Origin of the sequence: Streptomyces sp. NPDC050263, from assembly GCF_040655955.1 — a bacterium.
In the GTDB taxonomy this organism is placed as follows: Bacteria; Actinomycetota; Actinomycetes; order Streptomycetales; family Streptomycetaceae; genus Streptomyces.
Genome location: NZ_JBFAKW010000198.1, coordinates 1 through 11,929, shown reverse-complemented (window position 1 = coordinate 11,929; position 11,929 = coordinate 1). Strand labels below are relative to the sequence as shown.

Annotated in this window: 9 protein-coding genes; 1 reads left to right on the top strand and 8 read right to left on the bottom strand. The window is 71.6% G+C overall.

All coding sequences use genetic code 11. The features are described from left to right. Positions 1-198: 198 nt before the first annotated feature. The 4 genes from AB0J04_RS43730 to AB0J04_RS43715 form a co-directional block, all read right to left on the bottom strand. Positions 199-627: a DUF6262 family protein gene (locus tag AB0J04_RS43730; RefSeq protein ID WP_363174291.1), complete on the bottom strand. Its 429-nt coding sequence runs from the start codon at positions 625-627 to the stop codon at positions 199-201. After that, positions 624-1,541, bottom strand: coding sequence for a tyrosine-type recombinase/integrase (locus tag AB0J04_RS43725; RefSeq protein WP_363174290.1), 918 nt, complete (start codon positions 1,539-1,541; stop codon positions 624-626). Before AB0J04_RS43725 ends, AB0J04_RS43730 begins: the two co-directional genes overlap by 4 nt. Positions 1,542-1,892: 351 nt before the next feature. Then, positions 1,893-4,655, bottom strand: a complete 2,763-nt coding sequence (locus tag AB0J04_RS43720) for an AAA family ATPase (RefSeq protein ID WP_363174289.1) — start codon at positions 4,653-4,655, stop codon at positions 1,893-1,895. A gap of 119 nt (positions 4,656-4,774) precedes the next feature. Continuing rightward, on the bottom strand, positions 4,775-5,473 hold the full coding sequence (locus tag AB0J04_RS43715) for a sigma-70 family RNA polymerase sigma factor (RefSeq protein WP_363174288.1): 699 nt from the start codon (positions 5,471-5,473) through the stop codon (positions 4,775-4,777). A 254-nt stretch (positions 5,474-5,727) separates the two neighbouring features. On the opposite strand from AB0J04_RS43715, the gene AB0J04_RS43710 reads away from it, so the two are divergent. Further along, positions 5,728-6,468, top strand: a complete 741-nt coding sequence (locus AB0J04_RS43710) for a patatin-like phospholipase family protein (RefSeq protein WP_363174287.1) — start codon at positions 5,728-5,730, stop codon at positions 6,466-6,468. Positions 6,469-6,493: 25 nt separating this feature from the next. Here AB0J04_RS43710 and AB0J04_RS43705 read toward each other — a convergent pair whose 3' ends face one another. The 4 genes from AB0J04_RS43705 to AB0J04_RS43690 all read right to left on the bottom strand — a co-directional run bounded on the left by AB0J04_RS43705 (position 6,494) and on the right by AB0J04_RS43690 (position 11,161). Beyond that, on the bottom strand, positions 6,494-7,003 hold the full coding sequence (locus AB0J04_RS43705; RefSeq protein ID WP_363174286.1) for an HAD domain-containing protein: 510 nt from the start codon (positions 7,001-7,003) through the stop codon (positions 6,494-6,496). A 33-nt stretch (positions 7,004-7,036) separates the two neighbouring features. Next, the gene (locus AB0J04_RS43700) at positions 7,037-9,079 is read right to left on the bottom strand and encodes an AAA family ATPase (protein ID WP_363174285.1); all 2,043 of its coding nucleotides are present in this window, start codon (positions 9,077-9,079) and stop codon (positions 7,037-7,039) included. 66 nt (positions 9,080-9,145) lie between these two features. After that, positions 9,146-9,763 carry a TetR family transcriptional regulator gene (locus AB0J04_RS43695; RefSeq protein ID WP_363174284.1) on the bottom strand — a complete coding sequence of 206 codons (618 nt, stop codon included), beginning with the start codon at positions 9,761-9,763 and terminating at the stop codon, positions 9,146-9,148. 705 nt (positions 9,764-10,468) lie between these two features. After that, positions 10,469-11,161, bottom strand: a complete 693-nt coding sequence (locus AB0J04_RS43690) for a DUF4344 domain-containing metallopeptidase (protein WP_363174283.1) — start codon at positions 11,159-11,161, stop codon at positions 10,469-10,471. Between the last annotated feature and the right edge of the window lie 768 nt (positions 11,162-11,929).

Genomic DNA, 11,929 nt, shown 5'->3' with positions numbered 1-11,929 from the left:
GTACGTCCAGTACGAGGACTTCCGGCCGGCACACCGAGAGCACGCACCGGACGCCGCTCCTTGACGGGCAAACGTTGCCTGCCGCGGCACTAGTGGAGTTGACCCGCAAGAGGTCGGGGAATGCGACTGTTCCCGCCGGGGTCGTGCAGCACAGTGCCCTGGGGCTGCGTTCGGGTTCGTCGGTGGTGCCGCCGCCGGTCAGCTGGGCTGGACCTGTCCGGGTGAGCCCCGGCGGGCGAGTTCGCGACGGAGGTCGAGGTTCTCGCCGTGGGCCTGTTCCAGTGCGTCCCGCAGGGCCTGTACTTCTTCTCGGTGCTGCTTCTTCAGCCGGGTGATTTGGCTGGTGAGCGCGAGGACGAGGGCGCTCTGCTCGTCGGCCGGAGGTGTCGGGACAGGGAGCGGCCGGGCTTGGGCTCGCAGTTGTTCGATGCGTCCGCGCAGGTCAGGGTGGTTATAGAGGAACGCGTGGGAGACGCCAGCCTCGCGCTGAACGGCCTGGAAGGTGATCGGCTCTCCGCGCTTGACCAGGGTGCGGATCGCGTTCTCCGCGCTCTTCGTCTTGGCCTGGGACTTTGCCTTCGCGGCGGCTGTGAGGGTTTGGGTGCGCTTGGTGCGGGCGTCGGTCATGGCCGAGTCCTTCGGTGGCGGTAGAGGTCGAGACTGAGCGGGATGGGGCCAGTGGGGGCCGCGCCGCAGCCGGCGCCCTGGACTGCCCGGCCGGGCTTGTCGCGGATGGTGTCCAGCAGCTTCATGAGGGCTGCGTGCTCGGCTCGCCGTTGGAGGAGCCAGACGTTGTCCTCGGGCATCGGGCGGCCATGACGTTCCTGGAAGGCGGTGGTGCTGCGGTCGATCAATGCCGTTGTCTCGGCCAACTGCCGTTCCAGAGCCGTCTGGTGGGAGGCATCGGTGACGAAGACCGAGCAGGTCGGGCAAGCATTTCCCTTGTCGCAGGTCTGCATGGGCGGCAGCATGCACCAGCCGTGGGGCAGAAACCGGTCGGCGCGGTTGAACAAGTGGAGGCTGTCGTGGTCGTCACGGGAGAACACGACGGGGGTGCCGTCGGCCCGCAGCTTGGCGGTGGCGAGGAACGCCTGCTCGGCGTGTTCCTGGCGGGCGGCGACGTAGTGCATCGACATCGACGGGGTGACATGTCCGGCATAGTGCATCAACACGTGGACGGGCAGGCCGAGTTCGGCAAGCCTCGTCAGTTTGGTGTGTCGGAAGCGGTGGGTGTGGCTGAGGCCGACGGGGCGGCCCTTGCTGTCGGTGATCTTCACGATCTTGCTGAACTCGCGGAGCATCCAGGCGTAAGTCCCGGACGGATAGGGTTTGTCGCCCTGGCGGTTTCCGGTCCGCTGCATGAACAGGTGACGCGGAGTGATGCCGGGAAAGTGGTCCCGGACCCACTGCTGTTGCTCCTCGATGACCGCGACGACCTCGCGGTCGACCAGGATGTTGTCCGGGAGGCAGCAGTCGAGGCGATCGACAGCGGTGCCGAGAAGATCACCAAACGCACGCTGGACACGGTCGAACTCGACCACATCGCTGAGCAGACCAGACCTAAGCCCGTCTCCCAGAGGCTTGGCAAGAAGCCGAAGGCAGCTTGATCACGTGGAACCCTGGGATGCTCCGGTCCGGCTTCTGCCGGTCGCGATCCCACAGAGACGAACCGCCCACCGTCATCCGACGTCCCAGCCAAGCTGGATGAGCACAGGTCAACCGCACCACCCGCCGCCAGTTCTACTGGGACACCATGGGGCCAGCGATCACCCGGATTTCCACAACCACATGCGCTGGGACGCCAAGGGCTAACGGTGTCCCGCTCCAACTGACGGGACTCCGGTCAGAGGCGTCGCTCTCCGCCACTTCTACTGGGAAACGGACATCGGTCGTCAGGCGCGGGACAGTGCGCCGCGGAGTTTGTTCCGGGAGTTGACGTCGAGCTTGGTGAACACCTTGTGCAGGTGCCATTCGACCGTGCGCGGGCTGATGAACAGCTCGGCGCCGATCTCGGAGTTCGTCTTTCCGTCGGCGGCCAGTCGGGCGATCTGCGCTTCCTGCGCGGTGAGGACCTCGCGTACGTCGACCGTGCGCTGCCGTACCGACTCGCCGGTGGCCAGGAGCTCGCGGCGGGCGCGCTCGGCGAAGGCGCTCGCTCCGAACCCGCGCAACCGCTCGTAGGCGGTGCGCAAATGCTCGCGCGCCTCGACGCGCCGGTTCTCGCGGCGGAGCCACTCGCCGTACACCAGGTGGGTGCGCGCGAGGTAGACGGCGACCCGGCTGTGCTCGAGGCGCTCGATGGCCTCGCGGTACAGCAGGTCGGCGGCCGGACCGTCGCTGAGCAGCGCTCGCGACCGGGCCACGGCGCCCAGACTCCAGTTGGTGCCGCTGGCCTCGGCCTGTTCCTCGAGGCGGCGCAGGGCCGCCTCGGCCGCCTCGGGAGCGTCACTGCGAGCACCCGCCTCGACCAGCTCGAAGAGGGCGAACCCGAATCCCGCCAGTTCCTCGTGCTCCCATGCCCGTTCGGCCCTGGCCAGGGCGTCCTGGTAGCGGCCCAGCCCGTTGTACAGCACCGCGATCAGGTAGTTGCCCGTCCCGATCGCCCGCCCCTCGCCCCAGGACGTCGCGTCCCGGACCCGGCTGTCGATCCACTCCACCACCCGGACGTCGTCGCCGCGCCAGACCGCGAGGAACGCTTTCGCGTACCCGAGGGGCGAGTTGCCGGTCACCTCCGTCATGGTGTCGGACTCGTCGGTCAACCCCGAGGCGAGGTCGAACTCCCCGGCATGCACATGCTGGATGGCGCGGTAGCAGAGGGCCAGGGGGAGGAAATTGAGCGCGCCGGTCTCGCGAGCCGCCCGGACCGCGCCCGTGGTCAGCTCCTGACATGTCTCGTCGTCCCACATGTCATTGGCGACCAGCCAGGTCAGCCAGAGCCAGCGCATGACGTCGTCGTCGCCCCGTTCGGCGGCCTGCCGGAACGCCCGCAGCGCGAGCTTCAACGGCGGCGCACCCCGGACGTAGCCTTCGGTGAACCGCGTCGCCAGGCCGTCGAGAAGGAGGTCCGTCAGCCGCGGAGGCTGCGGTGCGCGCGGTGCGGCGCGGGCGGCCTCGGCCACCTCCCGCAATGCGGCACGGCCGCAGAGCCGACCGGCGATGACCGCTGAGCCGATCGCTTCGAGATACGCCTCGCGCGCCTGCCCGTCGTCGACGCGTTCCAGTCGGCCGGCCGCGTCGAGCAGCAGCGGCAAGGCCTGACCGCCGCGTCTGCGCGCGAAGACGATCTGGCCGCGGAGCCGGATCAGCCGGGCCTGCTGGACCTCGTTCAGCGGGCCCATCTCCGCGGCGGCGAGGAGTTCGAGCGCCGTGTCGGGGGCCCCTGCCTCGAAGGATGCCTGCGCCGCGGCCGCCGCCCGGGTTCCGCGTCTGACCGGATCGGGCGTCAGCTCGGTCGCCCGTCTCAGGAACGCGGCCGCCGCCGCGAGACCGCCGCGCGCCTGGGCCCGGCCGGCCGAGCGCTCCAGTTCGCCCGCCACGGCCTCGTCGGGCTCGACCGCCGCATGGGCGTGGTGCCAGGCCCGGCGGTCCGAGTCGGAGTCGGGGTCGGTCGCCTCGGCCAGCGCGCGGTGCACGTCCCTGCGGTCTCGGGGGTCGGCCGCGCGATAGGCCGCCGAGCGCACCAGCGGATGACGGAACCGCACCTGCGCGCCGAACTCGATCAGCCCCGCCGCCTCGGCCTCCCCCGCGGCGTCCGGCGCGATGTCGAGCCGCTCGGCCACCCGCCGCAGCAACGGCACGTCCCCCACCGGCTCGGCGGCCGCCGCCAGCAGCAGCCGTTGCGCCGCCTCCGGCAGTGTGCCGATGCGCCGCAGGAAGCTCTGCTCGATCTGACTCGCCAGCGGACGCGCGTCCGGACGCCCGAACCCGCCGGCCAGCTCCGCCGCGGTCGACCCGCGCGTCAGTTCCAGCAGGGCCAGCGGGTTGCCGCGGGTCTCGGCGACGATCCGGTCCCGGACCCGCTCGTCCAGCCGCCCGGGGACCACCGAGTCCAGCAGCTCACGCGCGTCGTCTTCGCGCAGTCCCCGGATCACGAGCTGCCGCATCGCCGCCCAGTGGTCGTCGACCGGAGCAGGCGTCGACGTGCGCGCCGCGAACAGCAGCACCACCCGCTCCGCGAGCAGTCGGCGCGCGACGAAGGCCAGCGTCTGCGCGGAGACCCGGTCGAGCCACTGGGCGTCGTCCACCACACAGACGAGCGGCTGCTCCTCCGCCACCTCGGCCAGCAGGCTGAGCACCGCCAGTCCGACCATGAAGCGGTCCGGGGCGCTGCCCGCGCTCAGACCGAACGCGATGGCCAGGGCATCACGCTGGGGGCCGGGAAGGCGCTCGAGCTGTCCCATCATCGGCATGCACAGCTGGTGCAGCCCGGCGAACGGCAGCTCCATCTCGGACTCGACACCGGCGACCCGCAGGATCTGGCAGCCCGCCGCGCTCTCCACCAGGTACTCGACCAGCGCGGACTTGCCGACCCCGGGCTCGCCGCGCAGCAACAGCACCTGGCTCCGACCGGCCCTCGCGCCGGCCAGCATCTGATCGAGCGCCCCGCACTCGTCCATTCGGCCACGCAGCCGGCGCCGAGGAGCGCTGCTCGACATCCACCACCACCGCGCAGGTCGTCAAACAGGACCAGACCCTGATCAACTCGGGTCGTGCCCATCATGCCCCGTGCGTGCGGCCCCGGACAATCATCGGCCCATCAGCCGGACAGCCGCCCTCATCCGGGCTGCGGCAGCGCGCGCAGCCCCTGGAGTCGATCGATGAGGTGCGCCATGTCGCCCGCCCGCGCCGCGTCGAGGAAGGCTTCCAGCAGACCGTCCCGCTCCGTCGGGTCGACCGGGCCGCTCCGTTGTCCGGCGAGATGTCTGCGCGCCCGGAACGCCAGCTGCCGCGCGTTGACCTCGCTGAGCTCGAGCAGTTCGGCGATTTCACGGAACGGGTATTCGAACGCCTCGCGCAGCACGTAGACGGCACGTTCGACCGGGGTCAGCCGTTCCATCAGGAGCCCGACCGCGATCTCGAGCGCCTCCCCGCGTTCGGCCTCCCCCTCCGGGTCGACGGACGCGAGATCGTGTTCCCGGCTCCATCCGCCGGCACAGACCTCGCGACGGGCGTGCGCCGAGGTCGCCGTGTTGAGCGCGACCCGGGTCGTGATGGTCACGAGGAACGCGACCCGGTTGCGCACCTGTGCCCGGTCCGCGCCCTGCCAGCGCAGCCATACGTCCTGGACGACGTCCTCGGCGTCGACGGCCCGGCCCAGGGTCTGGTAGGCGATCTTGAACAGCAGACAACGGACGCTCTCGAACTCCGCTGCCGCCTCGGGCCCGGAGCGAACGGCGGTCGCCGTCGCGCTCCCGGTCGTACCCACTGTGGACGAGCCTCGCTCCGACACGACGTCGATGCTGGACAAGTGCATGGCGGTCTTCCCCGCTTCCGGTGGTCCGGATGCCGGGACCGGCTCATCGTGCGCCAGGACCCGGCTCAGTGACCTAGCAACCGTCGTCCGGACCGGGTCCCGGGCGCACCCGTGGAAACCCGGGTGTACCCCCGTGGTCACACGTGGCCCCCACCATGGCCCCGGGGACCCCTGGGCGATCGACGCCACAAGATCGTCCGCTGCGCGGGCGTGGGACCATACCGGCCCAGCCGGTACGTCGAAGGAGCCCGTCGGTGTCGTCGCCGCAGTCGCCTGCATTGGGCCTGGTCCTGTCCAGCGGGGCGGCCCGGGGCGCCGCGCACGCCGGTGTGCTGCGGGCCGTCGAGGAGGCCGGGATCGAGATCTCCGTGGTGACCGGGGCCAGTGCGGGGGCGCTGATCGGCGGGGCCTGGGCGGCCGGGGTCGGCAGCGATCGGATCACCGCGCGACTGCTGCGGGCGCAGTGGGCGGACTTCGGGTCCGCCACGATCACCCCGCGCTTGGGGCTGCTGGACACCACGCCCATGGTCCGCGGCATCGAGCAGATGCTCGGCGACCTGCTGATAGAGGAGCTGCCGACCCGGTTCGGCGCGGTGGTCACGGAGCTGCGGTCCACGACGCCGCGGCTGGTCGCCTCCGGCTCGCTGACCACCGCCGTACGGGCCAGCACCGCCGTGCCCGGCCTGTTCCCGCCGGTCCGGCTGGAGGAGGGCGGCGCGCTCTGCGTGGACGGCGCGGTGCTGTCGCCGTCGCCGGTGTGGGCCGCGCACCGGCTCGGCGCCGAACGGGTCATCGCCGTGGGCTTCGGCCGCGGCAACACCCGCTGGCGCCGCTGGTTCGAGTCCCGCCCCGACCACCCGGCGCACGGCCGGCACGCCGACCTGGTCGTCACCATCGACACCGCCGGCCACTCCTCCTGGTCGGCCGCCGGCGTCCCGGACCTCATCGACCGGGGGTACCTGGCGACCCGGGAGGCACTGGAGAGCTGGCACTGAGGAGCCGACAGGGCCCGCCGCCCCGCTAACCTCCTCCGCTCCGGACCCCTGCGATCCAGTCCGCCACCACCGCGAAGTCCTCGTCCGTCAGGCCGCGCCGCTGGTCGACACGGTGCAGGAGAGCGCGGCCGGGGTGATGGGCGGCCACCCAGGAGCGGTCGGCGCTGGTGATCTCGTCGTCGAGCCAGACGAAGGGACGGCCCGAGGCCCACTCGACCAGGGGCCGCGTCTTCCAGTGCACGCCACCGGCCGCCGGATCCCCCTCCGCCGCCGCGCCCGCCGTCTCGTCCGGCCACCGCACCACCGGTAGCGCGGGCAGGCCGAGCCACGGTCCGAGGACGGTGTTCGCGTCGTCCAGCCAAGTCGTCGCCCACACCGACTCGCAGCCCAGGGCGAGCAGTCGGGGGCCGAGGGCCGGGTCCAGGCGGGGCAGCAGGGGGTGCGGCGACGGGGGCGACGGTCGTCCGTACTGCGGGTAGGGGGCCGTGCCTCCGAACGGGATCAGCGTCCCGTCGACGTCCAGGAAGAGCAGCATCGTCGTACAGGATGCCCCGGGGAGGCGGGCGCGTCACTCCTCCCACGGCAGTTCCCGTTCGTGCACCACCTCCAGTCTCGACACCGCGCGTGTCAGTACCACGTAGAGGCGGTTCAGGCCGCGTTGTTCCGACTCCGCGACGGCCGCCGGTTCGACGGCGACGACGTGGTCGTACTCCAGGCCCTTGGCGAGGGTCGCGGGGACGAGCGTCACGCGGGCGGCCGGGTCGTCCGGGCCGGAGGTGGGGACGCCGGCCGTGGTCAGCGCCTCGCGGACGCCGTCGACCTGCGCGTCTGCGGCGATGACGCCGATCGAGCCCTCGCGGGTGAGGGCGTCGAGGACGGCGGCGACGACCGCGCGGGAGAGGTCGCCGTCCGCCCGCCGGATGCGCAGTTCGCCGTCCCGGCGCAGCGAGTCGGCGCGCGGGACGTCGGCGTCGAGGCGGTCGAGGAGGCGGCCCGCGAGGGTGAGCACGGCGGCCGGGACGCGGAAGCCCATGGTCAGGGGGACGATCGTGGCGTCCGGCTTGCCCAGGTGGGCCAGCTGGACCGGCCAGGAGGCGGCCGCCCAGGGGGTGGTGCCCTGGGCCAGGTCGCCGAGGACCGTGAGCGAGCCGAAGGGGATCCGGCGGGCGACGGCCCGGCACTCCATCGGGGAGAGGTCCTGGGCCTCGTCGACGACGACATGACCGTATCCCTGCGGATGGTCGAGGAGGCCGGCGAGCTCGTCGAGGAGGACGAGATCGGCGGCCGACCAGCGGGCCGACCTCGGGGAGCGGGGCGGGCGTGGCCAGAGCAGGGCGCGTTGTTCCGCGGGGTCCAGGAGGCCGTCCGCCGCCGACGCCAACTCCTCCCGGGAGGTGAGGAGTCGGGTCAGCACCTCCTCCGGGCTCGCCTTCGGCCAGACCGCCTCCAGGCAGGCGCTCACCGGCCGCGCGCGTTCGATCCGGCGGGTCCAGGCGGCCGGGCGGGGTCCGCTCCGGCGTTCGGCCTGCTCCTGGATCCGGCGCACGATCCGGCTGCGCACCCGCTCCCGCCCGGTCTCGTACGGCAGCTCGTCGGCGAGCACTCCGGCGACGATCCGTGCCAGCTCGTGGCCGGTGACGCGCCAGCGGTAGGAGCCCTCCGGGACGGCGAGCGCCTCGACGCCCTCGGCCGTCACCCGGCGGTACAGCGCGCGGCGCAGCACCTCGGCCGTCCGGGCGCCGTGTTTGACGGCGGCGGTGCGGTCGGGGTCCGTTCCGGTGACCGGGTGGCGGCCGATCTCGTCGTGGAGGGTCGACTGCCGTACGCCGGTCTCGCCGAGGGCGGGCAGCACCTCGGCGATGTAGGAGAGGAAGGCGCGGTTGGGGCCGAGGATCAGCAGTCCGCCGCGTTGGATGCGCCGGGGGTGGGTGTAGAGGAGGTAGGCGGCCCGGTGCAGGCCGACGGCGGTCTTGCCGGTGCCGGGGGCGCCCTGCACGCACACGGACTCGGCGAGGTCCCCCCGGACGAGGTCGTCCTGTTCGGGCTGGATGGTGGCCGCGATGTCCCGCATCGGGCCGACGCGGGGGCGTTCGAGCTCGCGGACGAGGAAGCCGTCGGCGGCGTCCTCGGACCGGCCGTCCGCCAGGGGTTCGTCCTCCAGGCCGGTGAGGTCGGCGGAGTCGCCCCGGCTGCCCGGGGCCCAGCCGAACCGTCGCCGTACGGCCACGCCCTGGGGGTCGCGGGCGCTGGCCTGGTAGAAGGCGCGGGAGACGGGGGCCCGCCAGTCGACGACGAGCGGCGGGGCGGCCGGGTGCTCGCTGATGCGGAGCCGGCCGATGTGGTGGCCGGGTTCTCCGGTCAGGAAGTCCAGCCGACCGAAGAACAGCGGCCCTTCGGGCAGCTCGTGCAGTGCCTTGGCGTGGCTGCGGAACCGGTGTCCGAGGGCCTCGGCGTCGGCGCCGGAGGCGGACACGTCCTCGCCGGTGACGACCTGGAGGTCGGCGCCCTCGACCATCGCGGCGAAGGCGGTTCGGCAGGCGTCGTGGTGGGCGCGTTCGTGGCGGAGGACGGCGGCGGGGTCATCGCTGGCGGCAGGGTCGGCGGAGGGCATGCGCCAAGAGTAACTAATAACGTTACCGAGTCACATCTTTTACCGTGCATCAAAATGCTGGACCGCTCAGGTGAGCCGCGGCAGCCCCGCGCTCAGCACCGCGAACGCCCGCTCCGCCGCCGCCACCGCGTCCGCCCGTACGTCCGCCACCCGCTCCCCCGCCGCGATCCGCCGCCAGTTCTCCTCGGCGAGGATCCGCCGGACGGCGATGATCTGGCCGGCCGCCAGCCGGGCGTCCAGGTCGGCGCCCAGGGCCTCGGCGAGGGCGGCCTCGGCCCGCTCCAGATAGCCGTACAGACGGCCCACCAGCGAGGGCGTGCCATAGAGGAGGTCGTAGAAGGCGCGGACCGCCGGGTGGTCGTTGAGGCCGGTGACGGGGTCCTGCGCGGCCAGTCCGTCGAGGAAGTGCCGGCGCAGGGCGGGCAGCGGCGCGAGCCCCTCGGCCCGCCCCTCGACGACGACCCGGGCCGCCTCCCCCTCGTGATCGGCGATCCGATGCAGGACCAGGTCCTCCTTGGCCGGGAAGTACCGGAAGAGGGTCGGCTTGGAGATCTCGGCCGCGGCGGCCACCTCGGCGACGGACACCGCGTCGAAGCCGCGCTCCAGGAAGAGCCCGATGGCGACTTCCGACACGGCCTGGTACATCCGCTGCCTCTTGCGCTCGCGCAGGCCCATCTCACTCATGCCCCGAGCCTACGGCGGCCCGCCACAGCGCCCAGGAACCGTCCTGGCTGTACTGACCCGAGAGGTCGGGGACGCGGCTGGCGGGTGGTTGGCCCTGAGCGCGGTGTGTCCGCGGTGGTGATTGCAGGTGTGGAGCCAGACGGGGCATGCCTCGCGAGATGTACCTCAACGCCGAAGCGCGGGCCCGTGACTCGGTGTTCCGCCGGATGCCCGAGGAGATCCTGCAGCGTGCCCAGCCGGCCGGGGCCGCACCCGCCCCCTCTCACCGGAGGGGGCGGGTGCGGCCGGGCGGTTCCGCTTCGGGGTGGTGGTGCCGGCCGCGGGGGAAGGCCGCCGGCTGTACCTGAAACCGCACACCCGTATCTGCCCGCGCCACCGGCGCTGGATGCTCGGCACCCACTGGGTCGACCGCGCGCCGGCGGGCACCGAGCAGATCGATCCGGCGGGGCTGCCCGAGATGCTCGTGGCGCACCGGCGGCACGTGGAGCTGCTGCGTCACGCACCGAAGGCGGCCGAGGCGTTCGAGGCGTTCGAGGTCGCTCACGCGGTGGTCGTCTCCCGGTGGGCGCAACAGTGGCCCGAAGAAGAGCAGTGGCCGCGCGGACATTCCCCAAGGATGTCCCCAACGGCCTCGCCCTATCGGGAACTCGCCCAGGCCGAGAGCGCCGCGCTTCCCCGAATCGCGAACGGGAAGCACAGGCATCGTCATCGGCCTCGCAACAGGGGTGCGAGATTCTTCATCCAGTTGCCGCGTACAAGAGCCCACTCCTTTCCGCATCCTGCGGCACGTGCTCGGCTGAGAAGACTTGAATCAGCCACATCCGAATTCCGGCCAGGAGCGGACCCGTAGAGGTAGCACAAGTGGTTGGCAGCACGTAGACGGTCCGGCGAGTGCTCATCGTCATCGTCGTGGGCCACCTCGTCCTCAACCATCTCGTCCTCGGCTGCGGATAGCTCGTATTCCTCGGCGGCCACCCGCAACTGCCGCTCACCGCTGACGTCTTTGCGAAGTAGCATCAGAGCAGCAAACTGGTCCGCAGCATCCTCTTCTCCCCGATCGGTGAAGGACAGGCCCAATTCGTCGATGAGGACATGGCCGGCTTCATGGAAGACCGTTTCCACCAGTACGGCGACAACCTCGTCATCAGCCGGGTGGTGTCCGGCACTCTGGAAAAGCTCGCGTTCCTCCGCCACCTCTTCGTAGCAGACCTCGATTCGGCGAGCTTCAGGATCGTAGCCGGAACCTTCTCCACCGCAGGAACGGCCGACGATGCCCACCTGACGGGCCACGCCAACGAAGGCGTTGAGGGATTCGGAAGCCCCCTCCATCAGCTTCCGGCTGCGCAGGAACGAAGCGCCATCCAGATCGGCAGCAGACGGCTGTTCGTAGCGGACCACGAAGCCTCGGTCCGCGGAACTCCGGGCATTCGTCTCCGAGCCCTCGGTTCCGTCACCCAACAGGCCGCAGCCCCCCAGTAAGAGCATCGCCGACAGCCCCGCCCAGGCTCGACCCGGCCGCAGTCCACGACCGTACCCACCCCGTATCGGCATGCTCGATATTCTGCCCCGGCCGGGCTCGCTCTACGGCGAATCTTGGAGCCTTGCTCTCATCGCGCCGCCGTGTCGCCGCGGATCCCTCGTATCCTCCCCCGAAGCCACACGGGATCGAGCTGCCGTCAGCCTCACCCGCCTGCCAGCGCAAAGGGCACTCGTGAACGCCCGAGCAGGCGCACTGCGACCCGCCCCGCCGGCGTACACAGGGGACGGGCCGCTCTCTCGTGGCGTCTGGTTACCGCTGAGGCCGCAGCCGTGCGCCGGGAGCCTTGCCGTGCGGCCCGGTGCTGCCCTCGGGAACCCCTACGCTGCCCCGCAGGACGGGAAGCCCGCCGGCGAAACGAGCGATGGTACCAGCGGTGACCAGGGTGTATTCCCTGCCGAGGCCGCCCTCGTCGGTGTCTATGCAATGGGAGACCTCACCGTCGGTCCACGCGACGACCGGGAACCCTAAAGGCCCTCACCCGTACAAGGTCGCCCAGCTCTGATCACTGTCACCAACCTCAGTGGACAGCCCTTACGACGTGGTGTACGACAGTGATCGCGGTCTGAGCCGGAACGCAGAGTGAGCCGCACGGGTTGGTGTTGTTGTGACGCAATACCTGGCCCGTA